The 15,204-nt window shown below is 65.1% G+C and carries 16 protein-coding genes; 11 read left to right on the forward strand and 5 right to left on the reverse strand.

What is annotated here, in order from left to right; genetic code table 11:
* The first annotated feature begins 127 nt into the window (after positions 1–127).
* The 5 genes from petA (at position 128) to ACZK08_RS06500 (ending at position 4,057) form a co-directional block, all read left to right on the forward strand.
* Positions 128–748, forward strand: a complete 621-nt coding sequence (petA, locus tag ACZK08_RS06480) for a ubiquinol-cytochrome c reductase iron-sulfur subunit (protein WP_053516597.1) — start codon at positions 128–130, stop codon at positions 746–748.
* A complete protein-coding gene (locus ACZK08_RS06485; protein ID WP_053516598.1) occupies positions 748–2,007 on the forward strand; it encodes a cytochrome b in 1,260 nt (419 codons plus the stop codon). The genes petA and ACZK08_RS06485 overlap by 1 nt, the downstream gene beginning before the upstream one ends.
* Positions 2,000–2,749: a cytochrome c1 gene (locus ACZK08_RS06490; RefSeq protein WP_053516600.1), complete on the forward strand. Its 750-nt coding sequence runs from the start codon at positions 2,000–2,002 to the stop codon at positions 2,747–2,749. Before ACZK08_RS06485 ends, ACZK08_RS06490 begins: the two co-directional genes overlap by 8 nt.
* Before the next feature lie 134 nt (positions 2,750–2,883).
* Positions 2,884–3,519, forward strand: a complete 636-nt coding sequence (locus ACZK08_RS06495) for a glutathione S-transferase N-terminal domain-containing protein (RefSeq protein WP_053516601.1) — start codon at positions 2,884–2,886, stop codon at positions 3,517–3,519.
* 85 nt (positions 3,520–3,604) lie between these two features.
* Positions 3,605–4,057 (forward strand): ClpXP protease specificity-enhancing factor, encoded by a 453-nt coding sequence (locus ACZK08_RS06500; protein WP_065181226.1) that lies wholly within the window; start codon positions 3,605–3,607, stop codon positions 4,055–4,057.
* Between the two features lie 933 nt (positions 4,058–4,990).
* On the opposite strand, the gene ACZK08_RS06505 is transcribed toward ACZK08_RS06500, so the two are convergent.
* The 4 genes from ACZK08_RS06505 to ACZK08_RS06520 all read right to left on the reverse strand — a co-directional run bounded on the left by ACZK08_RS06505 (position 4,991) and on the right by ACZK08_RS06520 (position 7,682).
* A complete protein-coding gene (locus ACZK08_RS06505; RefSeq protein WP_053516603.1) occupies positions 4,991–5,341 on the reverse strand; it encodes a DUF3301 domain-containing protein in 351 nt (116 codons plus the stop codon).
* Between the two features lie 68 nt (positions 5,342–5,409).
* Positions 5,410–6,396, reverse strand: coding sequence for a DUF2272 domain-containing protein (locus tag ACZK08_RS06510; protein WP_053516604.1), 987 nt, complete (start codon positions 6,394–6,396; stop codon positions 5,410–5,412).
* A gap of 168 nt (positions 6,397–6,564) precedes the next feature.
* Positions 6,565–7,416 (reverse strand): carboxylating nicotinate-nucleotide diphosphorylase, encoded by an 852-nt coding sequence (nadC, locus tag ACZK08_RS06515; protein ID WP_065181227.1) that lies wholly within the window; start codon positions 7,414–7,416, stop codon positions 6,565–6,567.
* Positions 7,413–7,682: a Trm112 family protein gene (locus ACZK08_RS06520; protein ID WP_005408847.1), complete on the reverse strand. Its 270-nt coding sequence runs from the start codon at positions 7,680–7,682 to the stop codon at positions 7,413–7,415. The genes nadC and ACZK08_RS06520 overlap by 4 nt, the downstream gene beginning before the upstream one ends.
* Before the next feature lie 58 nt (positions 7,683–7,740).
* Here ACZK08_RS06520 and purE point away from each other — a divergent pair, with 58 nt between their 5' ends.
* From purE to ACZK08_RS06535, 3 genes are all read left to right on the forward strand, one after another.
* On the forward strand, positions 7,741–8,244 hold the full coding sequence (gene purE / locus ACZK08_RS06525; RefSeq protein WP_053516607.1) for a 5-(carboxyamino)imidazole ribonucleotide mutase: 504 nt from the start codon (positions 7,741–7,743) through the stop codon (positions 8,242–8,244).
* Positions 8,241–9,386: a 5-(carboxyamino)imidazole ribonucleotide synthase gene (locus ACZK08_RS06530; protein WP_065175858.1), complete on the forward strand. Its 1,146-nt coding sequence runs from the start codon at positions 8,241–8,243 to the stop codon at positions 9,384–9,386. Before purE ends, ACZK08_RS06530 begins: the two co-directional genes overlap by 4 nt.
* A 97-nt stretch (positions 9,387–9,483) precedes the next feature.
* Complete coding sequence (locus tag ACZK08_RS06535; protein WP_053516609.1) at positions 9,484–9,825, forward strand: carboxymuconolactone decarboxylase family protein; 342 nt, start codon at positions 9,484–9,486, stop codon at positions 9,823–9,825.
* 58 nt (positions 9,826–9,883) lie between these two features.
* Here the strand turns inward: ACZK08_RS06535 and ACZK08_RS06540 are convergent, their stop codons facing one another.
* Positions 9,884–10,462, reverse strand: a complete 579-nt coding sequence (locus ACZK08_RS06540; protein ID WP_065181386.1) for a superoxide dismutase — start codon at positions 10,460–10,462, stop codon at positions 9,884–9,886.
* A gap of 121 nt (positions 10,463–10,583) precedes the next feature.
* Here ACZK08_RS06540 and grxD point away from each other — a divergent pair, with 121 nt between their 5' ends.
* The 3 genes from grxD to ACZK08_RS06555 all read left to right on the forward strand — a co-directional run bounded on the left by grxD (position 10,584) and on the right by ACZK08_RS06555 (position 15,143).
* Positions 10,584–10,904, forward strand: a complete 321-nt coding sequence (grxD, locus tag ACZK08_RS06545; RefSeq protein ID WP_053516610.1) for a Grx4 family monothiol glutaredoxin — start codon at positions 10,584–10,586, stop codon at positions 10,902–10,904.
* Positions 10,901–11,677: an SDR family NAD(P)-dependent oxidoreductase gene (locus tag ACZK08_RS06550; RefSeq protein WP_053516611.1), complete on the forward strand. Its 777-nt coding sequence runs from the start codon at positions 10,901–10,903 to the stop codon at positions 11,675–11,677. The genes grxD and ACZK08_RS06550 overlap by 4 nt, the downstream gene beginning before the upstream one ends.
* Positions 11,678–11,909: 232 nt before the next feature.
* A complete protein-coding gene (locus ACZK08_RS06555) occupies positions 11,910–15,143 on the forward strand; it encodes a TonB-dependent receptor (protein ID WP_074901106.1) in 3,234 nt (1,077 codons plus the stop codon).
* Positions 15,144–15,204 lie beyond the last annotated feature (61 nt).

Genomic DNA, 15,204 nt, shown 5'->3' on the forward strand with positions numbered 1-15,204 from the left:
AGAGTTGTTGCAATGCGTTGTGTGGCGCGTAACGGTTCCGCTACACTCGCCCATGATTCAATGCGGCTCTGGCCCCCACCAGACCGCTGGCAGCCTTAAAGCTACCTAATCAATATCGGAGTGCCGGATGGCCAACGATGGGGTACACGATCCAGTCAATACCGGACGTCGGCGTTTTCTTACTGCCACCACAGCCGTGGTTGGCGCCGTCGGCGTCGGATTCACCGCAGTTCCTTTCATCAAATCGTGGAACCCCAGTGCCCGCGCGAAGCTCGCGGGAGCACCGGTGGTGGCCGATATCAGTGCCCTGCAGGAAGGCCAGCGCCTGATCGTGGAATGGCGCGGCCAGCCCATCTGGATCGTCAAACGGTCCAAGGCGATCCTCGACGCGCTGCATGGGCTCGACGACCGCCTCAAGGACCCGGAGTCCGGCGAGAAGGACCAGCAGCCCGCCTACGTGCTCAAGCAGAATCCCGAGCTGCGCTCGATCAAGCCCGATGTGTCGGTACTGGTCGGCCTGTGCACGCATCTGGGCTGCTCGCCGGAGATGGTGGCCGAGATCCGCCCCGAACCGTATGACCCGCAGTGGAAGGGCGGCTACTTCTGCCCCTGCCACAAGTCGCGCTTCGACATGTCCGGCCGCGTCTTCAAGGACGTGCCGGCGCCGATCAACCTGCTGGTGCCACCGCACCACTACCAGGACGACAACACGCTCATCATCGGTGTCGATCCGGAGGGGGCAGCCTGATGGCCAATATCCTGAGCCGTACCGCGACAGGCGTCGCCGACTGGGTCAACGCCCGCGCGCCGGGGCTGATGCCGATCTACCGCAAGCACGTCAGCGAGTACTACGCGCCGAAGAACTTCAACATCTGGTACTACTTCGGTTCACTGGCGCTGCTGGTGCTGGTCAACCAGATCGTCACCGGCATCTTCCTGACGATGCACTACAAGACCAGCGCGGCGGAGGCCTTCGGCTCCATCGAATACATCATGCGTGATGTCGAGTGGGGCTGGCTGATCCGTTACATGCACTCCACCGGTGCATCGCTGTTCTTCATCGTGGTCTACCTGCACATGTTCCGCGGGCTGCTGTATGGCAGTTACCAGAAACCGCGCGAGCTGGTGTGGATCCTGGGCATGCTGATCTACCTGGTGCTGATGGCCGAGGCCTTCATGGGCTACGTGCTGCCGTGGGGCCAGATGTCGTTCTGGGGCGCCAAGGTGATCATCTCGCTGTTCGGCGCGATTCCGGTGATCGGCAATGGCCTGACCGAGTGGATCATGGGCGATTACCTGCCCAGCGATGCCACGCTCAACCGCTTCTTCGCGCTGCACGTGATCGCACTGCCTCTGGTGCTGCTGCTGCTGGTGGTGCTGCACCTGGGCGCGCTGCATGAAGTGGGGTCCAACAACCCGGATGGCGTGGAGATCAAGAAGGGGCCCAAGGGCAACCGCTGGTCGCCCAATGCACCGGCCGATGGCATTCCCTTCCATCCTTACTACACGCTCAAGGATGGCGTCGGCGCGGGCTTCCTGCTGATCATCGCCGCCTTCATCATCTTCTTCGCCCCCGGCTTTGGTGGCCTGTTCCTGGAGCACGACAACTTCACCGAGGCCAACCGGCTGGTGACCCCGGAACACATCAAACCGGTGTGGTACTACACCCCGTACTACGCGATGCTGCGCGTGGTGCCGAACAAGCTCGGTGGCGTGCTGGTGATGTTCTCGGCGATCGCCATCCTGTTCCTGGTGCCCTGGCTGGACAAGGCGCGGGTGAAGTCGGTGCGCTACCGCGGCTGGATCTCGAAGGTGATGCTGGGCATGCTGGCCGTGTGCTTCGTGTGGCTGGGCGTGATCGGCTCCGGTCCGGGTACCGACGTGCACGAGACCTACATCGGGCGGGTGCTGACCTTCCTGTACTTCGCGTTCTTCATCACCATGCCGCTATGGACAAGGCTGGACAAGACCAAGCCGGTACCGGAGAGGGTGACCACGCATGACTGAGCGCTGGATGGTCCGGCTGGCCCTCGCGGCCGCCCTGATGCTGGGCAGTTTCCTGGCCACCGCTGCCGAAGGCGGCACCAAGCTGCTGCAGGCCGGCAACGACCTCGGTGACCGCGCATCGCTGCAGCGCGGCGCGCAGCTGTACATGAACTACTGCTCCAGCTGCCACGCGCTGAAGTACCTGCGCTACTCGCGGATGGCGCAGGACCTGGGGCTGACCGAGGAAGAGGTGATGAACAACCTCAACTTCACCGGTGCGGCAATCGGCGATCCGGTGCCGGTGGCGATGCCCAAGGAGCAGGCCGAGAAGTGGTTCGGCAAGATGCCGCCGGACCTGAGCCTGATCTCGCGTGTGCGGGGCAGCGACTGGGTCTACACCTACCTCAAGTCGTTCTATCTCGACAGCAGCCGCCCGCTGGGCTGGAACAACGCGTTGTTCGCCAACGCCTCCATGCCCAACCCGCTCTGGGAAATGCAGGGCCTGCAGCATGCCGTGCACGGCAAGGCCGAAGGGCCAGGCATGGACCCGCCGGTGACCGGGCTGCGCATCGACAGCCCCGGCTCGGTTGATGCCGGCCAGTACGACCAGGCCGTGCGGGACATCACCAACTTCCTCGAATACGCCGGCGAACCGGCCGCGCTCAAGCGGCAGCAGCTGGGCGTGTGGGTGATCCTGTTCCTGGCCCTGTTGACCTTCCTGGTGTACCTGCTGAAGAAGGAATACTGGAAGGACGTTCACTGATTCTGCCGCCGGCCGTTGGCTGGGCCTATTGGCTTTTGTGATGGTCGGTTGCACACTCGGGGAGAAGTCGACCGCTGGCACGGTGCTGGCGGCGCCGATGCGGCAGGCGGTCTCCTGTCGTAGGAGAGCCTTTGATGGCGGCGAGCGTACGCATGCGCAATACACTGACGCTGTTTTCCTCGAACGACGATGTACTGTGCCACCGTGTGCGCCTGGTCCTTGCGGCCAAGGGTGTGACGTTCGATTTCGTTGCGGTCGATCCGCAGAATCCGCCCGAAGACCTGATCGACCTCAATCCGTACCATTCGGTGCCGACCCTGGTCGAGCGCGAACTGGTGCTGTACGCCGCTTCGGTGGTGAGCGAATACCTTGACGAGCGCTATCCGCATCCGCCGCTGATGCCGGTCGATCCGCTGTCACGTGCACGCATCCGCCTGGCGATGCTGCGCATCGAGCACGACTGGGTGCCGCAGGTGCAGGCCATCCAGCTGGGCAACAAGACCCAGGCCGAGGCCGGGCGCAAGCGCTTGAAGGAGTTGCTGACCGCGTCGCTGCCGCTGTTCAAGGCCAGCAAGTTCTTCCTGAACCCGGAAATGAGCCTGGCCGACTGCGCGATGGCGCCGATCATCTGGCGCCTGCAGTCACTGGATGTGCCGTTGCCGAAGGACGGCAAGGCCATCGAGGATTACGGCAACCGCATCTTCCGCCACCCGGGGTTCGTGCGCAGCCTGACCGAGCAGGAAAAGAAGCTGCGCGACCTGCCCGTCTGAGCCGGCCGCCGCTTTCCCGTCTGCACGCCGACCGGCGTGCAGGCGATCCGCCCCGGTCGGGGCGTCGGGCGCGTACACTTCACGCATGACCGAAGACTTCTTCCACATGACCAGCCACCGCCCGTACCTGCTGCGGGCACTGGTGGAATGGATCAATGACAACCAGCTGACCCCGCACATCCTGGTCGACGCCGCCGTCCCCGGCGTGCAGGTGCCGCCTTCGGCGGTCAAGGATGGCAGAGTGGTGCTCAACATCGCCGAACGCGCGGTAGTGCGCCTGATGATCGACAACGAGATGGTGAGCTTCTCGGCGCGCTTTTCCGGTACCAGCTACCCGGTGCAGGTGCCGATCAGTGCCGTGCTGGCCGTCTACGCCCGCGAGACCGGGCAGGGCATGGCACTGCCGGATGACATTCCGGGCAGCGAACCGGCGTCGACCGGCGACGAAGTGCTGCATGACGACGACACGCCGCCGGAGGATACGCCGCCGGCAGGGCCGCCGCCGAAGGGCCGGCCGAACCTGCGCGTGGTCAAGTAGTTCAGAATTCGGATGCGCAAACGGATGTCGGCGAGGTCAATCGCCGACTCCATTCAATTGTCAGATTTGAAATCTATTGGCAGTAGTACTCGAGCGAGGTTTCCAAGACTCGGTCGTAGTAGTCGTTGGGATTATCGCCGCTTCCAAAGTAGACCAGTTCTGCCCGACGAAAGTAGGTCAATGCGTAGGTCCCGGGGACACTGCAGGAGGAGGGCAATGTTCCTGGAAGTTGGGGTTGGCCGACAATAGTGTAGGTGCGCTCCTCGCAGGAGTACCCACCACCCATGCTTTCGGGATCCGGGCGGCAGTAGCCGACGTGGGACCCGATGTTTGCCGCCCAGCCGGTGCTTACGTCAGTAGGGCATGACCCGTAGCCCTCGGGTCCAGTCTCCCCATAGGTGTAAACGCCAGTTGGTCCTGCTACGCCGCCGTGGCAGTAATTCGTCCAGAACACCGCGTATGGGGCAATTCCTTCCGAGTCCAGATGGAATGCCCGTCCCGTTTGCACCCATTGCCCAGCGAACGCGCTCGGCGCAAACGAAGAAATAACCACTAAGAATGTGGCGATCAATCCCACGCGAATCCAGCTTGCACCTTTCCGTAGCTGCTGATTGAGAATCATTGACATCAACATCTCTCCTTGATGTGCCTGTTACGCAGTCGAGTCTTTCGAGAGTGGGCGGTAGATCGCTAGCAGATCGCCGCCAAGGCGAGCGAAATCAACTGAATAGGGTGCCAGTTGCCGAGGGATTCCAGAAGCTCGCTCGCCTCAGGTTCTAACACGGGGGTATGCGATTATCAACGTGAAAAATTGCGTTTTCGCCTACTCGCCCGCATTTCCGCAGAAGGCGCAGAGGGCGCTGCCCCCATTTCAAAGGACGGGGAAGAGGTGGCCCGGGAAGGATCGGTCACGCGCTCTGCATTGCTCGAATCTCAGACATCCTCGGCATCGTCCACATCCGGCCGGATCTGGCTGATCCGCGCCGCGCCCGGGCCGGTGAACGACACCAGCTGATCGCCGCGCAGCACCATCCGGCCCACATGGCGATCGATGCCATCGTAGGAATACTCGAATTTGAAGGTGCGCTCGAAACCGAGCCGGCCATCCTCGCCGCGCGACAGGCGCAGGCCGGTGGCATGCACCGCCTGGTCCAGCCACTGCACATTGGCGGCGCGGCAGGCGTTGCGTCCCAGCTCGACCGCGCGCTCGGCGGCGGAGCGGGCAGCGTTCCAGAAGAAGTAGACGATGGCGCCGGCAATCAGCAACAGCAGCAGGGTGGGCATGGTTCCAGGGCGTCGGGTGTCGATGCGGCAAAGATGGCGGCGAATGCCTGCTGGATCAAGCAGAAGATTCAGTTCATCCGCTGCGGATCACCGGAAGCCGGCTGCACTGCGGGCGCTGTGGTCATCGGTGGCGTTGCCGCTGCCGGTGCCGGTGCGATCAACGGCGCGGTCGCAGTCAGCTGCAGCAGTGCGGCCCAGTCCTGGCGGTTGAAACTGCATTCGTCCTCGCGCCCCGGCGTGCAGCTGGGCTCGATGCCGGTGCTGTCGCGTTCGCGGGCCGCAGGCAACTGGATCAGTCCGGTCCGATCCAGCGGCAGCAGCCGCATCGCCACGGTGTTCATGACGTTGCCGCCTACCAGGTACAAGGTCTGGTCACCGCCGAGATTGGCCGCGACCACCACTTCGCAGTGCGACTTCCAATGGCCGACCGAGCCATTGCCAAGCGCCTGTACCAGTCCGCTGTAGCTGAGCGTGGTGCTGCGGTCGCGCAGGAAGCATAGAAGATCACCGGGGGCTGGCTTAGCCGTGGCTGGATCGGCCAGCCGGTAAGGCACGCCGGAAGGGCCACCCTGGTAGGCAGCACGGATGTAGTCGATGTGGCGCGGTGAGGTGTTGAAGCCGGGGACACCGGCACGCACCATCACCCAGGAAATGAAGGCAGCCGACCAGGGATTGTCGATCAGGAAGGCACGGCAGTCGCTGTCGGTATAGCGCGAGCCCAGTGGCGCGGCACAACTGCTGGCACCGGCGATGCTGCCCATGGCGTTGAGCGTCCCGCTGTCACGCCAGTAGTGGGAGACGCGCTGCCAGGCAATCAGGCCGTTGTCGGCCAGATGCTCGTTCTCGGCTTCCGTGACGCTGAGGCTGGCGGCGCGGCCATCGCGGTCGATGAAGGGGCGGAACCACAGCCGATGCTCGTTGCACGCCGCGTTGCGGATGGCGATGGCCAAGGGGCTCAGGCCGAAGCGCGGCGGGACATCACAGGCCTCGGCCGCTGCGGCGGACAAGGGCATTGACGCGAGCAGCAGACAGGCAGGCAACAGCATCCGGCGCATGCGCGGCTCCAGTGGGGGATGCGCGCAGCGTCGCAGCGCCGTCGTGAACGCTGGGTGGATCCGTCAATGTCGGCCGGTCATGGCCGGGCGCTCCCCAATGCATGACGCGTCCGGTAGCGCCGGGCCATGCCCGGCGGGCAACGCGGTTGCGTCAGGCGTTACCGGGCCTCAACCCGGCGGTGGGCCCAGCTTCAGTGACAGATCGATGGCCTGTACATGCTTGGTCAGGCCGCCGATGGAGATGCAGTCCACGCCGTCCTCCGCGATCGAGCGCAGGCCGCCAAGGCCGACGCTGCCGGACACCTCCAGCGGAATGCGGCCGGCGGTGATGCGTACGGCTTCACGGCGCAGGTCGGGGCTGAAATCATCGAGCAGGATGCGCTCGCAGCCGGACTCCAGCGCCTGACGGAGCTGGGTCAGGTCTTCGACCTCGACCACCAGTGGCAACCGTGGCCATTGCCGACGCGCGGCCGCCACCGCAGCGGCCAGCGAACCGGCGGCACGGATATGGTTTTCTTTCAGCATCACCGTGTCGTACAGGCCGAAACGATGGTTTTCCCCGCCTCCGCAGCGCACTGCGTATTTCTGTGCAAGGCGCAGGCCGGGCAGGGTCTTGCGGGTGTCGAGAATGCGCGTGCCGGTGCCGGCCACGGCGGCCACGTAGCGCGCTGTGGTGGTAGCGGTGCCGGACAGGGTCTGCAGGAAGTTCAGCGACGTGCGCTCGGCGCTGACCAGGCTGCGGCTGCGGCCGTGCAGCAGTGCAAGTACCGTACCGGCAGTGACGGACTCGCCTTCGGCGATGCGCCATTCAATGCGCACGTCCGGGTCGAGCGCGCGGTGGGTGGCATCGAACCACGGCCGGCCGGCAATCACCGCATCCTGTTTGCACAGCAGGTAGGCGCTGTCAGTCTGGTCGGGCAGCAGGGCGGCGGTGACGTCGCCGCTGCCCAGATCCTCCGCCAGCGCGCGGGCGACATCGGCGGCGACGACGGCCGCATCCGGCGTCGGCAGCATGCTCATGCGGCCGGGAAGTCAGCGATCTGCGCGGTTGGAATGGCCTCCTCGGCCAGCAGCACCGGGATGCCGTCGTCGACCCGGAACACCTGCTTGCGGTCACGGGTGACCAAGGCCTCGCGCAGCGGCTGCGCCAGCGGGTTGCCGTCGGCCTTGTTCACCGCGCCGGCGGAAATCGCCTTGTTGAGGGCTTCCAGGCCCTTGCCATCCAGCAGGGACAAGGGCTGGCGGGTGTCCGGCGACACCAGCAGGTCGAGCAGCTTGCGATCCATGGTTCTTCGTCTTGCGTGGAAGACGGCTAGAATACGTCTTTAAGGCAGGTGACGGCCAATGACCCCCAATCCGAACGCGCCGCTCGTCGGCATCGTCATGGGTTCCCGCTCCGACTGGGAAACCATGCAGCACGCCGCCCAGAAGCTTGAGGCCCTGGGTGTTCCGTTTGAAGTGAAGGTGGTGTCCGCCCATCGGACGCCGGATGTGTTGTTCAGCTATGCCGAACAGGCGGGCGGACGTGGCCTGCGCGCGATCATCGCTGGCGCCGGCGGTGCCGCGCATCTGCCGGGCATGATCGCGGCCAAGACCGCGGTTCCGGTGCTGGGCGTGCCGGTGCAGTCCAAGGCGCTCAATGGCATGGACTCGCTGCTGTCGATCGTGCAGATGCCGGCCGGCATTCCGGTGGCTACCTTCGCCATCGGCAATGCGGGTGCCTCCAACGCCGCGCTGTTCGCCGCCGCGATGCTGGCCAGCGACCAGCCGGCCATCGGCCAGGCGCTGGATGCCTTCCGCACGCGCCAGACCGAAGATGTGATGGCCCACGACGACCCGCGCCAATGAACCTGACTGTCGGCATCCTCGGCGGCGGCCAGCTGGCCCGCATGATGGTCCTGGCCGGTGCGCCGCTGGGACTGCGCTTCGAACTGTACGATCCGGCGGCGGACGCCTGCAGCGGGCCGCTGGCACCGCTCACCGTCGGTGCCTTCGATGACCGCCAGGCGCTGGCGGACTTCGCCGCCAAAGTCGATGTAGTGACGTTCGACTTCGAGAATGTGCCCGCGGACAGTGCGCAGTGGCTGGCCGAGCGGGTGCCGGTGTATCCGCCGCCCGCAGCGCTGGCTGTAGCGCAGGACCGCCTGAGCGAGAAGACGCTGTTCCAGCAGCTGGGCATTCCGCTGCCGCCGTTCGCCGATATCCGCAGCCGCGAGGAGCTCGCCGCGAAGGCGGCCGCGTTCGGCCTGCCGTGCATCCTCAAGACCCGTCGCCTCGGCTATGACGGCAAGGGCCAGTTCCGGTTGCGCAGCGAAGCTGACATCGACGCTGCCTGGCAGGCCCTGGGCGCCCAGGTCGAGCACACCGGCCTGATCCTGGAGGGCTTCGTGGCTTTCCAGCGCGAGGTCAGCGTGGTGGCCGTGCGCGGTCGTGACGGCGGTTTCCAGGCCTGGCCGGTGACCGGCAACTGGCATGTGGATGGCGTGCTTTCGGCCAGTGTGGCGCCTGCTGTGCTGTCGGCCGCCGAACAGGATGCCGCCATCGGCTATGCCCGACGGCTGGCCGAGCATCTGCAGTACGTGGGCGTGTTCGCTCTGGAGCTGTTCTGCCGGGACGGCGAACTGCTGGCCAACGAGATGGCGCCGCGCGTGCACAACTCCGGCCATTGGACCATCGAAGGCAGCGAGACCTCGCAGTTCGAGAATCATCTTCGCGCCGTGCTGGGCCTGCCGCTGGGCAGTACCCGCATGCTCGGCCACGCCTGCATGCTCAACTGGCTGGGCGAGATGCCGGACCCGGCGCCGGTGCTGGCCCAGGCCAGCGGCCACTGGCACGATTATGGAAAGCAGCCCCGCGAAGGCCGCAAGGTGGGCCACGCCACGCTGCGCGACGACCAGGCCGGCGCACTGGCCACGGCGCTGGAACAGGTGGGCGAGGCACTGGGGCGCCAGCTGCAGGTCGCACCGGCGGTGCGGGCGCTGCGCGGTTGACCGCGACGCGGAAGCGCAACGCTGTGACGCGCCGATGCACGCATCGGCGCATCAACCAGGGTGATAGCGTAAGGCTCCTTTCCCCGGAGTCATCGTCATGCTCGACTGGAACGAATACCGCAAGGAACTGAAGGGCCGTATCGGCGAGATCGGCAAGCTCTCGCCGGATACCATCAAGGGTTACGCCACTCTGGCCAATGCCGGTGCCCAGACTCACCATCTCGATGCAAAAACCCGCGAACTGATCGCGCTGGCGGTCGCCGTGACCACCCGTTGCGACGGCTGCATCACGGTGCACGTCGATGCCGCGCTCAAGCAGGGCGCCAGCCGCGAGGAGATCGCCGAGGCGCTCGGGGTGGCGGTTTCGCTCAACGCGGGCGCGGCACTGGTGTACTCGGCCCGGGTCATGGATGCGGTGGCGGCGCACGAGAGCGCCTGATGCCCGCCGTGTCGCCAGGCATGGCCCGGTGCTGCCGGGCGACGCCCGGCGGATGCTCTCAGCGCAGCCGGCCCTCGGCGAATTCCCAGTTGACCAGCTGCCAGAATGCCTCCAGGTAGCGCGTGCGGTCGTTCTGGTAGTCGGTGTAGTACGCGTGTTCCCACACGTCGCAGCACAGCAGCGGCGTGCTGTCGCCGGTCAGCGGGGTGCCGGCGTTGCGGGTGGCCTGGATGCCAAGCTGGCCGCCGGGATGCTGCACCAGCCACACCCAGCCGGAGCCGAACAGGCCCAGCGCGGTACGGTTGAACTCCTCGCGCAGGCGCTGCACGTCGCCGAACTGGCGCTTGACCAGCTCGCCCAGCCGTCCCTGTGGCTCACCGCCGCCGCGCGGGCGCAGGCACTGCCAATAGAAGCCGTGGTTCCAGGCCTGGGCCGCGGCGTCGAACAGGGCGCCCTGGGCATGACGGACGATCTCCTCCAGCGAGGCCTCTTCCCATTCGGTGCCGTGGATGCCGGCATTGACCGCATCGACGTAGGCACGATGGTGCGCGCCGTGATGCAGTTCCACGGTCTGCGCGGAAAGATGGGGCTGCAGGGAGCCGGACAGGTAGGGCAGGGCAGGCAGTTCGACGGGCATGGACAGGTTCGTGGACAGAGGGGCGGCGGCAGCCGGTTCCATCCGCTTACAATGGCGGCTACCTTGGGCAGTCTAGCCGACCATCGCGGTCGGTTTGTCCGGCGAAGCAAGGAGTGTGGTTGTGGCGGTAATGCAGCAAATCCAGGCCGAGGTCGATCGTTACCCGCTCGTGCTGTTCATGAAGGGCACCCCGCAATACCCGACGTGCGGCTTCTCCAGCCGCGCCGTACAGGCGCTGATGGCTGCCGGCGCCGTCTCCCTGCGCACCGTCAATGTGCTGGAGGAGCCGGAAATCCGCGCGAACCTGCCGCGTTTCTCCAACCTGCCGACGTTTCCGCAGCTGTTCATCAACGGGGAGTTGATCGGCGGCTGCGACATCATCATGGAGCTGTTCGAATCCGGCGAGCTCAAGCGCATCGTCGAAGAGGCGACCCTGGGATGAGTGCGCCGCCATCGACGTCACCGACCAACGGGGCGCTCGATGGCCGCCCGTTGCAGGACCGCGTGGTGCTTGTGGCCGGTGCCGGTGGTGGCCTCGGAAGTGCCGCCGCAGTGGCCGCCGCCAGCGCAGGCGCGACCGTGGTCCTGCTGGGGCGCAAGCCGCGCCGGCTGGACCGGGTCTACGCCCAGGTGCAGGCAGCCGGTCCCGAGCCCCTGCTGTATCCGCTGGATCTGGAAGGGGCCGGTCCCGATGACTACGCCGATCTCGCCCAGGCGCTGCAGACGGAGCTGGGGCGACTGGACGGGCTACTTGTCTGCGCCGCCCACTTTCCGGGCTTGACCCCGTTCGAACTGGCCGACCCGGCAAGTTTCGCCCGCGCCGTCCACGTCACCCTGACCGCACCCGCCTGGCTGGCGCAGGCCTGCCTGCCGCTGCTGCGCCAGCGCGAGGATGCGGCGCTGGTGTTCACGGTCGATGCCCCGGAACGGGTGGGGCAGGCCTACTGGGGAGGCTATGGCGCCGCCCAGCATGGCCTGCGTGGCCTGATCGCCAGCCTTCATGATGAGCTGGGCCGCAGTCCGGTCCGGGTCAGCGGCCTGTACCCGGGGCCCCTGCGCACGGCCCTGCGCGCCCGCGCCTACTCGATCGACCAGGACCCGGCTGCGCAGGGGCCCGAGGCCGCCGCGGCCGCGGCCGTGACCCTGCTGTCCAGTGCCGGCTCGGCCTGGCGGGGGCAGATCCTGGATGCAGGCAGCGCACGCCCGGCAGAGTGAAGGGCGACGTAAGGCGGGATGAAGATCCCGTCATGATTGCGTTGCGATCCGGTGCCGTTTGTCGCACAACCGTCACATTGATGGCGTAGCGTGTTAATCTAGTGTTAACCGTTATGGCTGCCTTCAGCCAACACGGTCGGGAACCCCAGATCACTGTCCAGTCGGCCACCCGCAAGGCCGCTTGGATGCGTCTTTTTTCCGCCATCGCCAACTCGTATCGAGGCTACCCTAGATGACCCACCCACTCCGGATGTCCAAGCTCACCCTTGGTCTCGTGGCCGCACTTGCTGCCGCTCCCGCCTTCGCCCAGAGCACCTCTGCAGGTGTCGGCGGCCAGGTCGTGTCCGCCGCTGGCCAGCCTGTCGCCGGTGCTGAAGTCACCATCACCCACACCGAGTCGGGCACCGTTTCGCGCGCCACGACCGATGCGTCGGGTCGTTACAACGCGCGCGGCCTGCGCGTGGGTGGTCCGTACACCATCACCATCACCAAGCCGGGTGAAGGCACCAAGACCGAAGAGGGTGTCTACCTGAACCTGAACCAGGTCAACACCGTCAATGCCAACCTGACCGGCGACGTGGCGGCCACCAACCTGGACGCCGTGAATGTTGTCGCCACCGCGGGCGGCCTGGACATCTTCAGCGCCACCAAGATGGGTACCGGCTCGAACGTGACCCGCGAAACGATGGACGCGCTGCCGTCGGCCAACCGCAACATCCAGGACTACATCCGCCTGGACCCGCGCATCTCGCAGGTCAGCAAGGCTGACGGCGCGATCTCGGCTGGCGGTCAGAACACCCGTTACAACGCGATCCGTATCGACGGCATCAGTGCCTCCGATCCGTTCGGCCTGGGCTCCAACAACCTGCCGACCGAGCGTCAGCCGGTGTCGATGGATGCCATCCAGGAAATCAACATCGATCTCGCGAACTACGACACCACCATCGCCGGTGGTACCGGTGCGGTGATCAATGCCGTGACCAAGTCGGGTACCAACGAGTTCCATGGCACTGTCTACGGTTCCTACCGCGACAAGGACATGGTCCGCGAGGAACTGCGTGGCGAGAAGTTCAACGGCTTCGAGGACGAGAAGACCTACGGCATGACCTTCGGCGGCCCGATCGTCAAGGACAAGCTGTTCTTCTTCAGCAACTACGAGAAGTACGAGCGTTCGGCCGCTGGCATCAGCCTGAGCGACACCCCGATCGGCAAGGGCACCATCACCCAGCAGCAGATCACCGACGTCCAGAATTTCCTGGGTGGACTCGGCTATGACCCGGGCAGCCTGACGGCACCGAACAGCAAGACCGAAATCGAAGAGTACGCGGTCAAGCTGGACTGGAACATCAATGAAAACCACCGTGCGGCCCTGCGCTACAACAAGATGGAGCAGAACGTCGTCCGCTTCCCGCAGGTCAGCACCAGTGCGATCTCGCTGAGCAACTTCTGGTACCAGCAGCCGACCGAATACGAAACCTGGATGGGCGAACTGTTCAGCGACTGGTCCGAGAACTTCTCGACCGAGTTCAAGGTCTCGCACAAGGATTACTCGGCCAACCGCGTTCCGCTGGTCGACATGCCGCAGATCCGCATCCGTTCGGGTAACGACTCGCTGTACGTCGGTACCGAGCAGAACACGCACGTCAACATCGTGGAATCGAAGGAACTGAGCGCCTTCGGTGCCGGTACCTGGTACATCGGCGATCACACCGTCAAGTTCGGCTTCGATTACTCGAAGAACGACCTGATGAACTTCTACGGCCGCAACCTCAACGGCGTCTACGAGTTCAACAGCGTCGAGGACTTCCTGAACGGTCGCATCGCGCGCTACCAGCTGCGTGCCCCGCGCGCCGGCGGCAGCCGCAGTGATATCCCGGCAGACTTCACCCTGAAGAACACCGGTGTGTTCGTCCAGGATACCTGGGCGATCAACTACAACCTGAGCCTGATGTTCGGTGTCCGCGTCGACATGCCTGACTTCAGCAGCCAGCGCCTGTACAACCCGCGCATCGAGCAGCTGTACGGCTTCAACAACACCCAGCTGGTCGACAAGAACCTGGTGCAGCCGCGCGTCGGCTTCAACTACACCTTCGACAGCGAGCGCCCGACCCAGCTGCGTGGTGGCGTGGGCCTGTTCGGCGGCGCTGCCCCGAACGTGTGGCTGGCGGGTGCCTACCAGAACACCGGCCTGAACTACATCGAGTACGATGAGCGCAACCTGACCAGCGGCTTCACCCCGGACGGCAACAATCCGTACATTCCGGCTGGTGGCCCCGCAGCTGCGCGCCAGAACGTCGACATCATCGCCCCGGGCACCCGCCTGCCGTCGGTGTGGAAGGCCAACCTGGCGTTCGACCATGAGCTGCCGTGGTACGGCATCGTGGCGTCGGCCGAAGTGCTGATGACCAAGGTCAAGGACGGCATCTACTTCGACCGTCTCGACGTTTCGGCGCCGACCGCTTACGGCCAGGACGGTCGTGCGATCTACTGGGATGCGAATGGCCGTAATCCGGCGAACAGCCGCATGTCGGGTGGCACCAACTTCGGCATGACCACCGGCACCAACCGTGCCACCGACCGTGCCAACCGTCCGAGCGACATCGGCGACGTGCTGGTCATGCGCAACACCGACAAGGGTCGTGGTACGCAGGCCACCTTCTCGCTGGCCAAGCCGCTGACCGAGAACTGGGGCTGGTCGCTGGGTTACACCTATACCAAGTCCAAGGAAGTCAGCCCGCTGACCAGCTCGCAGAACACCTCGAACTGGAACAACACGCTGATCTTCAACGCCAACGAAGACGTGGCCTACGACTCGCGTTACGCGATCAAGGACCGCATCACCGGCACCCTGGAGTGGAAGCACAACTTCTTCGGTGACAACGCCACCCGCGTCGGCCTGTTCTACGAAGGTCGTTCGGGCCGTCCGTACAGCTACATCTTCTACAACGATGCCAACGGCGACGGTGCTACCACCAACGATCTGTTCTATGTGCCGAGCGGCCCGGGTGACGTGCTGTTCGGTTCGGTGGTCGGTGGTCGCTTCGTGCAGAGCGCGCAGATGGAGCAGGACTTCTTCAACTGGCTGGCGCAGAATCCGGAGCTCGATGCCTACCGTGGCAGCGTGGTCCCGGCCAACTCGCACCGTGCCAAGTGGATCAACACCTTCGACGTCCGCATCAGCCAGGAGTTCCCGGGCTTCGTGAAGAGCCACAAGGGTGAGATCGCGCTGGACATCATGAATGTCGGCAACCTGCTGAACAAGAAGTGGGGCCTGATCGACGACTACGGCTTCTACGCCACCCGTCGCGTCGCCAACTACGCGGGTATCGACCCGGCGACCGGCAAGTACGTGTACTCGTTCACCGGTTCCACCGACAACCCCGCGATCCAGGAAAACAACAACGACAAGGGCAACACTGCCGTGTCGCGCTGGTCGATGCAGCTGACCCTGAAGTACAAGTTCTGATCCGTCGGAACATCACGCAGTAGACGGAAACGGCCGGGGTAACCCGGCCGTTTCCCGTTCG

It is taken from the genome of Stenotrophomonas sp. 112478_Sma (assembly GCF_056479905.1).